Consider the following 16,800-nt stretch of genomic DNA (forward strand, 5'->3'; position numbering starts at 1 on the left):
TGAAAGGAGGAGCATCAAGTATGGCAACGATCGGTTTCATCGGCCTCGGCATCATGGGCGCGCACATGGCGCGCAATCTCATCAAGGGCGGCCACAAGCTCGTCGTGAACGGCAAGTATCCGGTGCCGGACGATATCCGCGCGCAGACCAGCGTCGTGGCGGACTCGACCGCTGTGGCGCAGGCGAGCGAGATCGTCATCACGATGGTGCCCGACACGCCCGACGTCGCCAATGTGCTGTTCGCCGATGACGGCGTCGCGAAGGGTCTCTCGAAGGGCAAGCTCGTGATCGACATGAGTTCGATCGCTCCGCTGGAAACGCAGGAGTTCGCGAAGAAGATCAACGCGCTCGGCTGCGACTATCTCGATGCACCGGTTTCGGGCGGCGAAGTCGGCGCGCGCGAGGCGACGCTCACGATCATGGTCGGCGGCCCGGAGAAGTCGTTCGAGATCGCGAAGCCCCTGTTCGAACTGATGGGCAAGAACATCTCGCTGATCGGCGACAACGGCGCGGGCCAGACCTGCAAGGTCGCGAACCAGATCATCGTCGCGCTGAACATCGAGGCGGTCGCCGAAGCGCTGCTCTTCGCGGCACGCTCGGGCGCCGATCCGGAGCGCGTGCGTAAAGCGCTGATGGGCGGCTTCGCATCGTCGCGCATACTCGAAGTGCATGGCGAGCGTATGACCAAGCGCACGTTCAACCCGGGCTTCCGCATCGAACTGCATCAGAAGGACCTGAACCTCGCACTCGACGGCGCGCGCAAGATGGGGCTCGCCCTGCCCCACACCGCGAGCGCGCAGCAACTCTTCAGCGTGTGCGCGGCGAACGGCGGCCGTGCGTGGGATCACTCGGCGCTCGTGCGCGCGCTCGAAATCATGTCCAACTTCCAGGTGGCCGGCGAGCCGCAGCAAGAAGCCAAGGCTGCGTAACGGCGTAACGGCGTAATGCCGTCAACCTGAACCGTGGGGCGTCCCGCGTATGGGCACGCGGGACAAATGTCGCTCTGGGCTGAGGGCGGCAAGTGGGGTCCGAGAGCGGCACCCGGCGGTGCGCCGGTAAGCCTTGGTCGGTCAGACGGCTTGTCGTCGGGTGTCCGCGTCGGATTGTTGCAAATTGCCTTCTATCGCTGCCGCGCGAGCGGTGGTACAAATCCTTTTGTTGAAACTCAGAACTATCTGGTGGTGTACGCGACTAATCTGCCTAGACTTCGCGGGCCGTATCACTACCGTTAATCAAGGAGTTGAACAATGGGAATCCTCAGCTTTATCAAGGAAGCAGGCGAGAAACTTTTCGGTGCAGCCACGCCGAGCGCAGAGGCGGCTCCGGCTGCAGCGCCAGTGGATGTCGCCGCGCTGAATCAGAAGGCGGGCGAAGCCATCGCAACCTACATCCGCTCGCAGGGTCTCAACGCGGACAATCTCGACGTGAAATATGACGGTGCATCGCACACGGTAACCGTGTCGGGTCAGGCGCCGGATCAGGCGACCAAGGAAAAGATTCTGGTTGCCGCGGGGAACGTTCAGCACGTCGACAAGGTGGACGATCAGTTGACCGTGCCGAATGCCGAGCCCGAGTCGCAGTATTACACTGTCGTGTCAGGCGACAATCTGTGGAAGATCGCAGAGAAGTACTATGGCAGCGGCGCGAAGAACGATCTGATCTTCGACGCGAACAAGCCGATGTTGAAGAGCCCGGACAAGATCTATCCGGGGCAGGTGCTGCGGATCCCACCGGCGAATTGATTCTTTTCACTGCATGACGCGAACCCTGGTTCGCGTTTTTTGCTTTGCTTTGCTTTGCTTTGTTTGTTTCGCTTGCCTGGGCTTTCGTGGAATCCTGAGTTCTTAGTGGTCTATTAGCGTTGCCCCTGTGCGGGGCGGCAGTCACTTTCTTTGCTGCTGCAAAGAAAGTAACCAAAGAAAGCAGCTTTGGGCCCAGGCAGACTCGTCGTCATGGTTCGGCGTGGCCCAGCCTCTAAGTGTCGCCATCGAAGGTCTAACGCGCCGTGGTTCGCGCACGGCCTGCCGAGCTAGAAGTTTAAGGGCGCTGGTTCAGCCCCAAAGCGTTCCGGCACAGCGCTACGCGCTGCCGCAGGGTATGCAAGGGAAGCCGTCGTTGGGCGGAAGCAGTGAGATGGAAGCGTTAGTAAAGAAGCACGGGCAGACCCGATGAACCCTTCGGCCGCGTAGCGGGCTGGAGCTTTTTGGTGCTGAACCAGTCAGTTTTGTGGTGCGATTTGGCAGAGCGTGCGCGAGCCACGGCGCGTTGGTCCTTTGAGGGCGACACTTAGGGGCTGGGCCACTCCGAACGATGACGACGAGTCTGCCTGGGCCAAAGCTGCTTTCTTTGGTTACTTTCTTTGCAGCAGCAAAGAAAGTGACTGCCGCCCCGCACAGGGGCAACGCCAATAGACCACTAAGAATTCAGGATTCCACGAGACCAGCGAACTAATACGTATCAAAGATGCGCTGCAGATCATCCAAACCTGAACCCAGCGCAAGCATCAGAAGCACCCGTGCCTTATAGGGATTGAGCGTCCCCGCGCTAACGGTACCAAGCACATCGTCGGACGCGGCGCCATTACGCATCACATGCCCCGATCCCACGCGCGAAGCGCGCACCACCGCGACGCCTTTCTTCACCGCATCGGCGAGCGCCTGCGTGAGCGTCGCATGCATCGAGCCGTTGCCCGTGCCCGCGACGACGATGCCCTTCACGCCCGCCGCGACGAGCGCATCGACCATCACGCGCGACGCATCCGCATAGCTCGCCACGATCTCGACCATCGGCCATTGCTCCGCCACGGCAAATTCGCTCGCGGCAGTATGCGGCCGCACCACCGTGCGTTGAAATTCCACGCGCCCGTCCTGCACGAAGCCGAGCACGCCCGTTTCGGGCGAGCGGAATGCGCCGACGGAGTAAGTGCTCGTCTTGGTGACATCGCGCGCACTGTGAATCTGGTTGTTGAACGCAACGAGCACGCCCTTGCCTGCGGCATCGGCCGATGCCGCCACCGTGACCGCGTTCAGCAGATTCAGCGGACCATCGGCGGAAAGCGCGGTCGACGGACGCATCGCCGCCGTCAGCACCACGGGCTTCGTGCTCTTCACCGTGAGATGCAGCAGGTAGGCGGTTTCTTCGAGCGTATCCGTGCCGTGCGTGACGACGACGCCGTCGATGTCATCCTGCGCGAGCAGCGCATCGATGCGGCGGCTGAGCGTCGTCCACAGCGCGGCGCTCATGTCCTTGCTGTCGATGCTCGCGATCTGCTCGGCGTGAATGCGTGCGACGAGCCCGAGCGCAGGCACGGCATCGAGCAGCTTGTCGACGCCGACGACGCCCGCCTTGTAGCCCGCCGTCTTCGATGCATCGCCGGCCTGTCCGGCAATGGTGCCGCCCGTTGCGAGCACGGCAATGCGAGGTAGAGAGGAAGTATTCATGCCGGCGATTGTAAATCAGCCGGCATGCCGGCAAGCCGCGTTCAGGCCGCCTCGCGCAATTGCGCGGCGATCTGCGCCTCGTCGAGCTGCGGCGCGAACATCTCGATCAGCCGGTACGCATACGCCCGCAGGAACGCCCCCTTTCTCAGGCCGACGCGCGTCGTGCTCGCCTCGAACAGATGCTGCGTATCGAGCGCGACGAGCTCGGTGTCGCGCTTCGCGTCATACGCCATCGCCGCCACGATGCCGATGCCCATGCCCAGTTCCACGTACGTCTTGATGACGTCCGCGTCGATCGCGGTCAGCACGATGTCGGGCATGGCGCCCGCGCTCGCGAACGCCTGGTCCACGTGCGAGCGGCCCGTGAAGTCCTGATCGTACGTGACGATCGGATATTCGGCGATCTGCTCGAGCGTGATGTTCTCGCGCCCGACGAGCGGATGATCCTTCGGCACCACGACCGTGTGATGCCACGAATAGCACGGAAACGTGACGATGTCCGGATAGCGGTCGAGCGCCTCGGTCGAGATGCCGATGTCCGCCTCGCCGTTGATGATCATCTGCGCAATCTGCTGCGGGCTGCCCTGGCGCAGCGCGAGATGCACCTTCGGGAACACCTCGGTGAACTGGCGGATGACCTTCGGCAGCGCGTAACGCGCCTGCGTGTGCGTCGTCGCGACGACCAGATGGCCGTTGTCCTGGTCCGCGAACTGGCGCGCGACGCGCCGCAGGTTCTCGGCATCGAGCAGCATGCGTTCGATCAGCTGATGCACCTGCTTGCCAGGCTCGGTGAGGCCCGTGAGCCGCTTGCCGCGACGGATGAAGATATCGACGCCGAGTTCGTCCTCGAGATCCTTGATCTGCTTCGACACGCCCGACTGCGACGTATAGAGCACGTTCGCGACCTCCGTCAGATTCATGTTCTGGCGCACGGCCTCGCGCACGAAGCGCAGTTGCTGGAAATTCATGTCGACCTCTCTTGATGCCTTTGTTCTCGCTTATGTTGTTCATTGCGCCGGAAACACGCGCAGCGCGCGCGGCACCGCCGTCACGCCATCGCCGATATCGAGCCTGAGCGCGCGCCACGCCTCGCGATCCAGCTCCGCCTCGATCACGCCGCCCGCGCTGCCTTCCAGTTCCACGCGCACCGAGCCGCCCAGCGTCACGACGCGCCGCACGCCGACGACGATGCCGTCCCGATGCGCGCCGTCGGCAGGGTACAGGTCGAGATCGTGCGGACGGACATACGCGAGCGCCGGTCCGCTGAAATGCGCCTGCGCGGCGATCGGGGTCGATGCGCCATCGGCGACGAAGCCGTTCGCATCGACCTTGCCCTGCAGCCGGTTCGCCGCGCCGAGAAACTCGTAGACGAACGACGTCTGCGGATGATCGTACACGTCTTGCGGGCTGCCCACCTGCTCCACGCGCCCGTGATTCATCACGACGATGCGGTCCGCCACCTCCAGCGCCTCTTCCTGGTCATGCGTGACGAAGAGCGTCGAAATATGCAGGTCGTCGTGCAGGCGGCGCAGCCAGCTGCGCAGCTCCTTGCGCACCTTGGCGTCGAGCGCGCCGAACGGCTCGTCGAGCAGCAGCACCTTCGGCTCGACGGCGAGCGCCCGCGCCAGCGCGATGCGCTGCCGCTGTCCGCCCGACAGCTCCGACGGAAAACGCTCGGCGAGCCAGTCGAGCTGCACGAGCTTGAGCAGTTCGTGCACCTTCTCGCGGATCGCGGCTTCGCTCGGACGTTCGCGGCGCGGCTTCACGCGCAGGCCGAACGCGACGTTCTCGAACACGGTCATGTGCCGGAAGAGCGCATAGTGCTGGAATACGAAGCCGACCTGCCGCTCGCGCGCGCCGACGGTTGCGACATCCTCGCCGTGCAGCACGACCTGGCCCGCATCGGCGAATTCGAGGCCCGCGATCACCCGCAGGAGCGTGGTCTTGCCGCAGCCCGAAGGCCCGAGCAGCGCGACGAGCTCGCCCGCCGGAAAATCGAGCGTGACGTTGTCGAGGGCGGTGAAATCGCCGAAGCGTTTTTGCAGATTGCGAACGATGATGCTCATGATGTTGTCGGCCTCTCAAGTCTGTGCGGTTACGCGGGCTTCGCTGATGGCTTGCGACATGCGCCGCTCCGCGAGGAGCTTCAGCCCGAGCGTCACGAGCGCGAGCAGCGCGAGCAGCGACGCCACCGCGAACGCGGCCGAAAAGTTGTACTCGTTGTAGAGAATTTCGACGTGCAGCGGCATGGTGTCGGTCTGGCCGCGGATGTGGCCCGAGACCACCGAGACCGCGCCGAACTCGCCCATCGCGCGCGCGTTGCAGAGAATCACGCCGTAGAGCAGGCCCCACTTCACGTTGGGCAGCGTCACGCGCCGGAAGATCTGCCAGCCCGATGCGCCGAGCACGTGGGCCGCTTCCTCTTCGTCGTTGCCCTGCGCCTGCATCAGCGGGATGAGCTCGCGCGCGACGAAGGGGAACGTCACGAAGATCGTCGCGAGCACGATGCCGGGCACCGCGAAGATGATCTGCACGTCGTGCGCCGCGAGCCACGGTCCGAACCATCCCTGCGCGCCGAACATCAGCACGTAGATGAGACCCGAAATCACGGGCGACACCGAGAACGGCAGATCGATCAGCGTGGTCAGCAGCGCCTTGCCGCGAAACTCGAACTTCGCGATGGCCCACGATGCGGCAAGCCCGAACACGACGTTCAGCGGCACGGCGATCGCGGCGGTCGCCAGCGTGAGCTTGATGGCGGACCACGCGTCGGGGTCTTTCAGCGACTCGAAGTAATAGTCGACGCCCTTCGCGAACGCCTGCACGAACACCGCGACGAGCGGCACGACGAGAAAGAGCGCGAGAAACGCGAGCGCGACGCCCGTCAGCAGCCAGCGCACGGCGCGCGGCTCGGTGACGGGATTGAGGCTCTGCGCATGGCGCGATGCCGTCGTCTGCAACGGAAGGACCTTGCTCATGCCGTTTCTCCCGCTGTCAGTGCGACATTGACAGGCGCCGCGCCGGTCTTGCTGGTGCGCCGCTGCAGGAACCACTGCAGGGTGTTGATGAGCAGCAGCATCAGGAACGACACGCAGAGCATCACGACGGCGAGCGCGGTCGCGCCGGCATAGTCGTATTGCTCGAGCTTCGTGATGATGAGCAGCGAGGTGATCTCCGACTTCATCGGCACGTTGCCCGCGATGAAAATGACCGAGCCGTACTCGCCGAGCGCGCGCGCGAACGCGAGCGCGAAGCCCGTCAGAAGCGCCGGAAAGAGCGACGGCAGCACGACGCGGCGGAACGTGAGCCAGCGCGTGGCGCCGAGGCAGGCGGCGGCTTCTTCCTGCTCGCGCTCGAAATCCTCGAGCACCGGCTGCACCGTGCGCACGACGAACGGCAAGCCGATGAAGGTCAGCGCGACGAGCACGCCCAATGGCGTGAACGCGACCTTGATGCCGAGCGGCGCGAGATACTGCCCGATCCAGCCGTTGCCCGCATAAACGGCCGCGAGCGAGATGCCGGCAACGGATGTCGGCAGCGCGAACGGCAAATCGACGATCGCATCGACGATGCGCTTGAACGGGAACGTATAGCGCACGAGCACCCACGCGACGAGAAAGCCGAACACCGCGTTGATGAGCGCGCCGCCGAGCGCCGCGCTGAAGGTGAGCCGGTACGACGCCAGCACGCGCGGCGACGTCACCGCGCGCACGAACCGCGGCCAGTCGAGCGTCGCGGTCTTCGCAAAGGTGGCGGCAAGCGGAATCAGCACCACGAGGCTCAGATAAGCCACCGTGATGCCGAGTGTCAGGCCGAACCCGGGCAGCGCGCTCGGTTTCCTGAATGTGAAGGTCGTCATCCTTGATTCATCCTTTTTTGCGCGCCGGGGTCGGGCGCGCGTTGCCGCTGTCGCGCGCGGCGTCTGGAGCGCGCCGCGTCGCGGGTTTCCCTGCTTATTGCGGTTGATAGATCGAGTCGAACACGCCGCCGTCCGCGAAGTGCGTCTTCTGCGCCTTCGTCCAGCCGCCGAAGGTGTCGTCGATGGTGTAGAGCTTCAGCTTCGGAAACTGTTTGGTCAGATCCGCGGGCACCTTGTCCGAGCGCGGCCGATAGAAATTGCGCGCGGCGATCTGCTGGCCTTCGTCGCTATACAGGTACTTGAGATAGGCTTCCGCGAGCCTGCGCGTGCCGTGCTTGTCGACGACCTTGTCGACCACCGCGACCGGCGGCTCCGCGAGAATGCTCACCGACGGCACCACGATCTCGAACTTGTCCGGCCCGAACTCCTTCAGCGACAGGAACGCCTCGTTTTCCCACGCGATCAGCACATCGCCCTGCCCGCGCTGCACGAAGCTCGTCGTGGCCCCGCGCGCGCCGGAATCGAGCACGCCGGCGTTCTTGTAGAGTTTCGACACGAAGTCCTTCGCGCTCTGCTCGTTGCCGCCCGGCTTGTGCTGCGCATAGGCCCACGCCGCAAGATAGTTCCAGCGCGCGCCGCCCGAGGTCTTCGGGTTCGGCGTGACGATCGACACGCCCGGCTTGATCAGATCGTCCCAGTCCTTGATGTGCTTCGGATTGCCTTTGCGCACCAGGAACACGATCGTCGAGGTGTACGGGGATGCGTTGTCCGGCAGACGCTTCTGCCAGTCCGCGCCGATGAGACCCTTGTTCGCGAGGGCGTCGATGTCGTAGGCGAGCGCGAGCGTCACGACGTCGGCCTGCAGGCCGTCGAGCACCGCGCGCGCCTGGCCGCCGGAGCCGCCGTGCGACTGCTTGAACGTCACGGTCTCCCCCGTCTCGGCCTTCCACTTCTTGGCGAATGCCTGGTTGAAGTCCTGGTAGAGCTCGCGGGTCGGGTCGTAAGAGACGTTCAGAAACGACGTCTCGGCGTACGCGGACGCGGTCATCCCGAAGCTCGCCGCCGTCAGCGCCGCCGCCGCGAACAGGCGCAGCGCGCCCTTGCCCAATCCCAGTCTGAAGCTTTGCATTCCCCGTTCTCCGTCTTATCGAATTGACGGAATCAGTCTATCGATCCGTCTATATGATTAGAAATAATCGTTCTTCACTTTTTTATACGTAAAACTGCTAAGAACGATATTCCTTGATGGAAAAAGCGCGACTGGCCGTGAAAGGAGCGTTCGGGAGCCTCGGCGACGCGAACTTAAAGTAAAGCTTGAAAAGCGCGGAATACTGTATAAAAATACAGTCACCTGTCCATCCATACAGTGCACCGGGGGCTCGAGCCAGTGACCAAGACATCCAGACTTACCGCGCGGCAGCAGCAGGTGTTCGAACTGATCCAGCGCGCGATCGAGCGTACCGGCTTCCCGCCCACGCGCGCCGAGATCGCCGCGGAACTCGGCTTCAGTTCCGCGAATTCGGCCGAGGAGCACCTTCGGGCGCTGGCGCGCAAGGGCGTGATCGAACTGGCGGCAGGCTCATCGCGCGGCATCCGGCTGTTGGGCGATGCATCGCGCATCGATCGCTCGGAAGAGTTGCCGCATCAGTTCACGCTGCCGCATCCGAGCATCATGCAGTTGTCGCTGCCGCTCGTCGGGCGCGTGGCGGCGGGTAGCCCGATCCTCGCGCAAGAGCACATCTCGCAGCATTACGCATGCGATCCCGCGCTCTTCTCCAGCAAGCCGGACTATCTATTGAAGGTGCGCGGGCTGTCGATGCGCGACGCCGGCATTCTCGACGGCGACCTGCTCGCCGTGCAGAAGCGCAGCGAAGCGAAGGACGGACAGATCGTGGTCGCGCGCATCGGCGACGACGTCACGGTGAAGCGCTGGAAGCGCCATCGCGACGGCGTCGAGCTGATCGCCGAGAATCCGGACTACGAAAACATCTTCGTGCGCTCTGGCAGCGGCGATTTCGCACTGGAAGGCATAGCGGTCGGATTGATCCGTTCGGGCGAGTTCTGACGGCTCGGCTCAAGCGTTGGCGGAGGCGATATTCAACGAGAAATTGCCCGGTCGCTTCTCGCAATGAGACAGAAAATGTCTCGTTAGAAGCGCACCATCACTTCACCAGCTGCTTCCAACGCCGGTCAAGGCGTTTCACCAACAACAAGCATGACGGCCACCGTTCGCGGCGCGCCGCAGTGCGTCCTATCGTCTGGAGAGTCATCATGGAACGTTTCGCCCGCTTACTGCCCTTCCGCCAATTCGGCCGCCTGCGCCATCTGCGCGCGCTGATCGCATGCGGCATGCCGCGCGCCGAAGCCACGCCCGATCTCTTCGACGAGATGCCCACGCTGCCGTCGCGTCAGCCGGCTTTCGCGCGCGTCTCGTTGAGCAGCACGGTGCACGCGGAGCCTGCGCAGCGCGCGCCGGTGCGTGTCTATCGCGGACAATCGCGCGTCATTCTGGTGGGCAAGATCGACGAAGTGTCGCGCATGATCGATCGCTGCATCGCCGAGGAAAGCGCAGGACTCGCGGGCGGCATTCTGGCCTGATGCGGCGAGACGTCGATGGAGCGCGCTGTTTGCGTCGCGACGGCGAAATATTGAGGCGGAGCGTACGAAGAAGGTGAATTCCCGGGATTTATCGCGCGCATGCGCGGTCAATCACAGATTCACGCTTTGCAAGAGAGGCTTCGCCGTCGCATGACCCGCACTACCCGTTCCGTCATTACCACGCTCGTCGTCCTGATTCTCGTCGCGGCGCTCGGTTTCATTTACGCCTCGCCGTACATCGCACTGAACCGCGTGAAGCGCGCGGCCGATGCGCGCGACGCGCAGACCGTCAACGAATACGTCGATTTTCCCGCGCTGCGCGCGAGTCTCAAGGAGCAGATCGCGGCGCTGCTCACGCGGCGCGTCGATATTCAGAAGAGCGGCAATCCGCTCGCGATCATCGGCGCGATGATCGGCGCGGCAGTCGTCGGTCCCTTGGTGGATTCCTATGCGACACCGGACGGCGTCGCGGCGATTCTGAACGGCATCCCGCCGCGCGGGACGCCCGGCGAGCATCCGCCGCAGGCGGGCGACGGCTCTCCGGCGAGCCCGTCCGGCGTTCCTGCATCCGGCGCCACGACTGCGCAGGAGGCGCCGAAACAGCCCCCGATGACCACGGCGGGATACAGAAGCCTCAATACGTTCGTCGTGACATACCGGCACGGCGCCGGCGACGCGCGTTATTCGGCGATCTTCCATCGCGACGGGCTCGTGTCGTGGAAGCTCGTCGCGGTCGATCTGAATGGCTGACCGTCAAGCGCCCGCGCTTGCGCGGGGCGCTTTTTCACGCTGCTGCTACGCGCCGGCTTCCGCTTTGACCGGGTTCGCCGCGTGCTCCGCTTCGTCCTCGGCCTCGGCCGATTCTCCGGCCTGACACACGGCAACCAGAATGCTGCACTTCACGCGGTCGAGCAGCGGCGTGTTGCCCGCGCCCATCCACCAGCGCGCGAGGCCGCTGCGGCAGCGATGTCCAACGACGACGAGATCGACCTTGAGGCTCTCCGCAAGCGCCGCGATCTCGTCGATCGGATGTCCAAACGCGAAGTGCCCCTGCGCGTGGAGTCCGCGTTCGCGCAGCCAGTCGACGCCTTCCTGCAGGATATCCCGCGCTGCTTCCTCGAAGCGGCCGCAGGCCATGTCGGTTAGCAGTCCGGCGCTCTGCGCAATGCTCGAGCGCATGTCCACCACCGCCAGCACATGCGTTTCCGCGTTCAGCGCGAGCGCGAGATTCGCGCCCTGGCGCAGTGCCTTGCGTCCCTCTCTGGAGCCGTCATAGCACAGCAGGATTTTGCGATAGCTCTCCATCATGACCTCCCTGGCCAACTTGCCATTCGCGCCCTGCGCCGGGTCAAGTCCGGCTGAGCCCGCCCGAAGCGCGATTTACCCACGGCGTTTCTTCATCATGGTGTGTCGCCACATGCGTGGCAACGCTGGAAAACGCTAACCGGCGCGCGCCAGCGAACACGCTAGCTCGCACCGTGCCAGATGCCCGAAGCCCCCGGCGGACAAGCCTCTGGCACTTTCGGCCGGAACCGGTTCGCGACCGCCCGCACAGGTTTGACACGGGCTCGCCGCAGGCGGTTGCACATCGAGCGCCGGCATGGTGCATTGGATTACACTAGCCCGCTGGATTTCTCCACGCGCTTTTCCTGCGGCACGAATGCATGACTGATCAAACATTGCAACGGACCACGCGACCCGCAGCCGACGAAAGCGGCGCGCCCGCGATCGAGTTCAACGAAGTAAGGAAGCACTACGGCGCGCGCACCGTCGTCGACGGCCTTTCTTTCGACGTGCGCCGCGGCGAATGCTTCGGACTGCTCGGCCCGAACGGCGCGGGCAAGACGACGACGCTCAAGATGCTGCTCGGCATCACCTCGCCCGACAGCGGCGCGATCCGGCTCGTCGGCGAGCCGGTGCCCGCGCGCGCCCGTTTCGCACGCGAGCGCGTGGGCGTCGTGCCGCAGTTCGACAATCTCGATCCCGACTTCACGGTGCGCGAGAACCTGCTCGTCTTCGGCCGTTACTTCGGCCTGACGGGCGCGCGCATGGACGCGCTCGTGCCGTCGCTGCTGGAGTTCGCGCGGCTGGAGAGCAAGGCCGATGCGCGCGTCGGCGAACTGTCGGGCGGCATGAAGCGGCGCCTCACGCTCGCGCGCGCACTCGTCAACGACCCCGACGTGCTCGTGATGGACGAGCCGACCACCGGGCTCGATCCGCAAGCGCGCCATCTGATCTGGGAACGCCTGCGCTCATTGCTCGCGCGCGGCAAGACGATTCTTCTGACGACCCACTTCATGGAGGAGGCCGAACGCCTGTGCGACCGGCTCTGCGTGATCGAGGAAGGCCGCAAGATCGCCGAGGGCCGGCCGCGCGATCTCATCGAATCGGTGATCGGCTCGGACGTGATCGAGATCTACGGCCCCGATCCGCAGGCGCTCGCCGCCGAGCTCGAGCCCTTGGTCGAGCGCATGGAGGTGAGCGGCGAGACGCTCTTTTGCTACGTGGATGACCCGCAGCCCGTGCACGCGCGGGTGAAGGGCCGCGCCGACGTGCGCTATCTGCATCGTCCGGCGAATCTGGAAGACGTGTTCCTGCGCCTCACCGGGCGCGAGATGGTGGACTGAACGCAAAGCGACGCAAATGGATACCTTCGATCAATCCCGCGTCGGCGCGAAGGACGCGCGCCGCAAGCCGCCGGGCGAGCGGAACCTCACGCCGTTCTCGAGCGCCCTGCCCGCGAACGCCACGCACTGGATGTCGGTATGGCGCCGCAACTATCTGGTCTGGAAGAAGCTCGCCATCGCGTCGATGATCGGCAATCTCGCCGATCCGATGATCTATCTCTTCGGCCTGGGGCTCGGTCTCGGGCTGATGGTCGGACGTGTCGAGGGCGTGTCGTACATCGCGTTTCTCGCCGCGGGAACGGCGGCGTCGAGCGTGATGATGTCCGCGACCTTCGAGGCGATGTACTCGGGCTTCTCGCGCATGCACGTGCAGCGCACGTGGGAAGCGATCATGCACACGCCGCTCACGCTCGGCGACATCGTGCTCGGCGAGATCGTCTGGGCGGCGAGCAAGTCGGTGCTGTCGGGCGTGGCGATCATGATCGTCGCGGGCGCGCTCGGTTATGCGAGCTTTCCGTCGATGCTGACGGCGCTGCCCGTCATCGTGCTGACCGGACTCGCGTTCGCCAGCACGGCGATGGTCATCACCGCGCTCGCGCCGAGCTACGACTTTTTCATGTTCTACCAGACGCTCGCGCTCACGCCGATGCTCCTGCTCTCCGGCGTGTTTTTTCCGATCAGGCAACTGCCCGCGCTCGCGCAGCACGTCACGCAAGTGCTGCCGCTCTTTCACGCGGTGGAGCTGATTCGTCCCGCGATGCTCGGCCGCCCGTTCGACGGTCTTGCGCTGCATGTCGCCGTGCTGATCGCGTATGTGGTCGTGCCGTTCTTCCTGTGCGCCTGGCTCTTCAGGCGACGCATGATGAAATGAAAAACGGCGATGGACCTCGATGGTCCATCGCCGTTTTCACATCGTCGGGAAAGAGGCGCTACTTGACGGGAAACTCCTTGTGTCCGCCGAAGCCGAAGCGCATCGCGGACAGCATGCGCTCGGGGAACGCCTCGGCATCGCGCGAGCGGAAGCGCGTGTAGAGCGCCGCCGACAGCACCTGCGCGGGCACCGCTTCCTCGATCGCCGCTTCGATGGTCCAGCGCCCTTCACCGCTATCCGCCACTTCGGCGGAGAAGCGCTCGAGCGTGCCGTCGCTGGCAAGCGCCCCCGCGGTCAGATCGAGGAGCCACGACGACACCACGCTGCCGCGCCGCCATACCTCGGCGATATCCGCGAGATCGAGCGAATAGCGCTCGTCCTCGGGGAGATCCTTCGACGCCTTGTGCTTGAGGATGTGAAAGCCCTCCGCATACGCCTGCATCAGCCCGTACTCGATGCCGTTGTGAACCATCTTCACGAAGTGCCCCGAGCCGACCGGTCCGCAGTGCATGTAGCCGTTCTCGACGCGCGCGTCGCGGCCTTCGCGGCCCGGCGTCGCCGGGATGTCGCCGCGTCCGGGCGCGAGCGTCGCGAAGACCGGATCGAGCCGGCGCACGATCGCCTCGTCGCCGCCGATCATCATGCAGTAGCCGCGCTCCAGCCCCCAGATGCCGCCCGACGTGCCGACATCGACGTAATGGATGCCCTGCTCGCGCAACTGCGCCGCGCGCCGGATATCGTCCTTGTAGAAGCTGTTGCCGCCGTCGATGATCACGTCGTCCGCGCCGAGGATCTTCTGCAGATCGTCGAGCGTGTCTTCGGTGATCTTTCCCGCGGGCAGCATCAGCCAGACGACGCGCGGCGCCGCCAGCTTCGCGACGAGATCGCCCAGATCATCGGCGCCCGTCGCGCCTTCGCTCGCGAGCGCTTCGGTTGTCTGGCGGTTGTGGTCGTACACGACGCACGTGTGCCCGCCGCGCATCAGGCGACGCGCGATGTTGCCGCCCATGCGTCCCAGTCCCACGATGCCGATCTGCATGATGGTTCACTCCTTGCCGTTGGATTTCACGCGCGCGATCTGCTTCTTCGCTTCTTCGTAGACGCGCTCCGGCGTGAAGCCGAATTTCGTCTTGAGCGCCTTCAACGGCGCCGACGCGCCGAACGTATGCATGACGATCTGCGAGCCCAGGCGGCCGACATAGCGATCCCAGCCGAGCGTCGCGGCCTGCTCGACACAGACGCGCGCGTGCACGTCGGGCGGCAGCACCGAGTCCTTGTAGGCCTGGTCCTGCTGCTCGAAGATGTCCCATGACGGCATCGACACGACGCGCGCCGCGATGCCTTCGGCCTTCAGCTTTTCATAGGCCTCGACGCACAGCGATACCTCGCTGCCGGTGCCGAGCAGCAGCACCTCGGGCTTCTTGCCGCCTTCGGCATCGGCGAGCACGTAGGCGCCGCGCTTGACGCCTTCCGCCGATGCGTACTTCTTGCGATCGAAGGTCGGCAGCGGCTGGCGCGTGAGCACGATGCACGAAGGCTCCTTTGAGTTCGACAGCGCGACGCGCCATACCTCGCCCACTTCGTTCGCATCGGCGGGACGCAGCGTGCACAGGCCCGGCACGCCGCGCAGCGAGGCGAGCTGCTCGATCGGCTGGTGCGTCGGGCCGTCCTCGCCGACGCCGATCGAGTCGTGCGTGAACACGTAGATGACCGGCAACTCCATGATCGCGGAGAGGCGGATCGGCGGCTTCATGTAGTCGCTGAAGATCAGGAACGTCGATCCATACGGCCGCATGTCCGACAATGCGAGGCCGTTGCAGACCGCGCCCATGCCGTGCTCGCGGATGCCGAAGTGCAGGTTGCGCCCCGCGTAGTCGTCGTGCTCGAAGCTGCCCGCGCCCTCGAACTTGAGATTGGTCTTCGTCGACGGCGACAGGTCCGCCGCGCCGCCGACCAGCCAGGGAATGCGCGGCGCGATCGCGTTGAGCACCTTGCCCGACGACTCGCGCGTCGCGATGCCCTTCGCGTCCGGCTCGAACGTGGGAATGTCGGCGTCCCAGCCTTCGGGCAGCTTGTTTTCGAGCATCAGCCACGCTTCTTTCGCGAGTTCCGGGTTGGTTTTCTCGTAAGCGTCGAAGCGCTGTTTCCACTCGGCGTGCAGCTTCCTGCCGCGCGCGCCCATGCCGTCGGCGAAGTGCTGCATCACGCCGTCGGGCACATAGAACTGCTTGTCCTCGGGCCAGCCGTAGAACTTCTTCGCAAGCCTGATCTCGTCCTCGCCGAGCGCCTCGCCGTGCGCGCTCGCCGTGTCCTGCTTGTTCGGCGCGCCCCAGCCGATGATGCTCTTCACGACAATCAGCGTCGGCTTGTCGGTGTGGGACTTCGCCTTGTTGATGGCATCTTCGAGCGCCTTCTCGTCATTGGCGTCGTCGACGTGCAGCGTGTGCCAGTTGTAGCCGTGAAAGCGCGCTTCGACGTCGTCGCTGTACGCGAGGTCCGTGTGGCCTTCGATCGTGATGCGGTTGCTGTCGTAGATCCAGATCAGGTTCGAGAGCCTGAGATGCCCCGCGAGCGACGCCGCTTCGTGCGACACGCCTTCCATCATGTCGCCGTCGCCGCAGAGTGCGTAGACGCGGTAATCGAAGATCCTGTCATTGCCCTTGTTGAAGTGCGCTTCCTTCCAGCGCGCGGCCATCGCCATGCCGACGCTGTTGCCGAGACCCTGGCCGAGCGGACCGGTGGTCGTCTCGACACCGGTCGTCATGCGGAATTCGGGGTGGCCGGGCGTCTTGCTGTCGAGCTGGCGGAAGTGCTCGATGTCGTCGAGCGACACCGCGGGCTTGCCGGTCGGCTTGCCGTTTTCGTCGACTTCCTTGACGCCCGCGAGATGCAGCAGCGAATAGAGCAGCATCGACGCATGCCCGACCGACAGCACGAAGCGGTCGCGGTTCGGCCACAGCGGCGCGTCCGGGTCGTAGCGAAGATGGTTCTGCCAGAGATGGAACGCGACCGGCGCGAGCGCCATCGGCGTGCCCGGGTGGCCGGAGTTGGCCTTCTGCACGGCGTCCATCGAAAGCGTGCGGATGGTGTCGATCGTAAGGCGATCGAGGTCTTTTGCCTGAGGTGTTGCTTGAGACATGAGCGACGACTCCTTTGCAAAGAGCGCGCTGTGGCTAGAGGGCGCCGCAGCGGGCAACCAGGACCATCGAGCAAGTGTAGTGCCTTGCAGCCGGCACCGCACCGCGAGTATTGCGAGGGCGCGCCGCGGCCCGTTGCAAGCGGCGCTCTGAGCGGCGCGGCGGCGTTACGGCAGGATGCGGGCGCGCGGGCGCCCGCTGCGTCTTTCGTGCAATGTCTTCAAGAAGCGAAGACGGTCTTGCCTGGATCATTCCAACCGGCTGGCGG

Annotated in this window: 16 protein-coding genes; 7 read left to right on the plus strand and 9 right to left on the minus strand. The window is 64.7% G+C overall.

Annotation, left to right across the window (positions count from 1 at the left end):
- Positions 1-20 precede the first annotated feature (20 nt).
- Both AWB83_RS08585 and lysM read left to right on the plus strand, forming a co-directional pair.
- Positions 21-929 (plus strand): 2-hydroxy-3-oxopropionate reductase, encoded by a 909-nt coding sequence (locus AWB83_RS08585; RefSeq protein WP_087044216.1) that lies wholly within the window; start codon positions 21-23, stop codon positions 927-929.
- A 318-nt stretch (positions 930-1,247) separates the two neighbouring features.
- Positions 1,248-1,742 (plus strand): peptidoglycan-binding protein LysM, encoded by a 495-nt coding sequence (gene lysM, locus AWB83_RS08590; RefSeq protein WP_087044218.1) that lies wholly within the window; start codon positions 1,248-1,250, stop codon positions 1,740-1,742.
- A 705-nt stretch (positions 1,743-2,447) separates the two neighbouring features.
- On the opposite strand, the gene AWB83_RS08595 is transcribed toward lysM, so the two are convergent.
- From AWB83_RS08595 to AWB83_RS08620, 6 genes are all read right to left on the minus strand, one after another.
- Positions 2,448-3,440, minus strand: a complete 993-nt coding sequence (locus AWB83_RS08595; protein ID WP_087044220.1) for an asparaginase — start codon at positions 3,438-3,440, stop codon at positions 2,448-2,450.
- 41 nt (positions 3,441-3,481) lie between these two features.
- Positions 3,482-4,408 carry a CysB family HTH-type transcriptional regulator gene (locus AWB83_RS08600; RefSeq protein WP_087044222.1) on the minus strand — a complete coding sequence of 309 codons (927 nt, stop codon included), beginning with the start codon at positions 4,406-4,408 and terminating at the stop codon, positions 3,482-3,484.
- Positions 4,409-4,447: 39 nt separating this feature from the next.
- Positions 4,448-5,506, minus strand: coding sequence for a sulfate/molybdate ABC transporter ATP-binding protein (locus AWB83_RS08605; protein ID WP_087044224.1), 1,059 nt, complete (start codon positions 5,504-5,506; stop codon positions 4,448-4,450).
- A gap of 15 nt (positions 5,507-5,521) precedes the next feature.
- On the minus strand, positions 5,522-6,418 hold the full coding sequence (gene cysW / locus AWB83_RS08610; RefSeq protein ID WP_087044226.1) for a sulfate ABC transporter permease subunit CysW: 897 nt from the start codon (positions 6,416-6,418) through the stop codon (positions 5,522-5,524).
- Positions 6,415-7,299, minus strand: coding sequence for a sulfate ABC transporter permease subunit CysT (cysT, locus tag AWB83_RS08615; RefSeq protein WP_087044228.1), 885 nt, complete (start codon positions 7,297-7,299; stop codon positions 6,415-6,417). Before cysT ends, cysW begins: the two co-directional genes overlap by 4 nt.
- 94 nt (positions 7,300-7,393) lie before the next feature.
- On the minus strand, positions 7,394-8,428 hold the full coding sequence (locus tag AWB83_RS08620) for a sulfate ABC transporter substrate-binding protein (protein WP_087044230.1): 1,035 nt from the start codon (positions 8,426-8,428) through the stop codon (positions 7,394-7,396).
- A gap of 258 nt (positions 8,429-8,686) precedes the next feature.
- On the opposite strand from AWB83_RS08620, the gene lexA reads away from it, so the two are divergent.
- The 3 genes from lexA (at position 8,687) to AWB83_RS08635 (ending at position 10,647) form a co-directional block, all read left to right on the plus strand.
- Positions 8,687-9,364 (plus strand): transcriptional repressor LexA, encoded by a 678-nt coding sequence (gene lexA, locus AWB83_RS08625; RefSeq protein WP_087044232.1) that lies wholly within the window; start codon positions 8,687-8,689, stop codon positions 9,362-9,364.
- 206 nt (positions 9,365-9,570) lie between these two features.
- Positions 9,571-9,897: a hypothetical protein gene (locus AWB83_RS08630; protein WP_087044234.1), complete on the plus strand. Its 327-nt coding sequence runs from the start codon at positions 9,571-9,573 to the stop codon at positions 9,895-9,897.
- A 150-nt stretch (positions 9,898-10,047) separates the two neighbouring features.
- Positions 10,048-10,647: a DUF2939 domain-containing protein gene (locus AWB83_RS08635; protein WP_087044236.1), complete on the plus strand. Its 600-nt coding sequence runs from the start codon at positions 10,048-10,050 to the stop codon at positions 10,645-10,647.
- Positions 10,648-10,692: 45 nt separating this feature from the next.
- Here AWB83_RS08635 and AWB83_RS08640 read toward each other — a convergent pair whose 3' ends face one another.
- Positions 10,693-11,202, minus strand: coding sequence for a universal stress protein (locus AWB83_RS08640; RefSeq protein ID WP_087044384.1), 510 nt, complete (start codon positions 11,200-11,202; stop codon positions 10,693-10,695).
- Positions 11,203-11,561: 359 nt separating this feature from the next.
- Here AWB83_RS08640 and nodI point away from each other — a divergent pair, with 359 nt between their 5' ends.
- On the plus strand, positions 11,562-12,524 hold the full coding sequence (nodI, locus tag AWB83_RS08645) for a nodulation factor ABC transporter ATP-binding protein NodI (protein ID WP_087044238.1): 963 nt from the start codon (positions 11,562-11,564) through the stop codon (positions 12,522-12,524).
- Positions 12,525-12,540: 16 nt separating this feature from the next.
- A complete protein-coding gene (gene nodJ / locus AWB83_RS08650; protein WP_208636728.1) occupies positions 12,541-13,395 on the plus strand; it encodes a nodulation factor ABC transporter permease subunit NodJ in 855 nt (284 codons plus the stop codon).
- Positions 13,396-13,453: 58 nt separating this feature from the next.
- On the opposite strand, the gene gnd is transcribed toward nodJ, so the two are convergent.
- Together gnd and tkt are read right to left on the minus strand one after the other, a co-directional pair.
- A complete protein-coding gene (gene gnd / locus AWB83_RS08655; RefSeq protein ID WP_087044240.1) occupies positions 13,454-14,434 on the minus strand; it encodes a phosphogluconate dehydrogenase (NAD(+)-dependent, decarboxylating) in 981 nt (326 codons plus the stop codon).
- Positions 14,435-14,440: 6 nt separating this feature from the next.
- A complete protein-coding gene (gene tkt / locus AWB83_RS08660; RefSeq protein WP_087044242.1) occupies positions 14,441-16,534 on the minus strand; it encodes a transketolase in 2,094 nt (697 codons plus the stop codon).
- Positions 16,535-16,800: the final 266 nt, after the last annotated feature.

Source organism: Caballeronia ptereochthonis, from assembly GCF_001545075.1.
GTDB classification, from domain to species: domain Bacteria; phylum Pseudomonadota; class Gammaproteobacteria; order Burkholderiales; family Burkholderiaceae; genus Caballeronia; species Caballeronia ptereochthonis.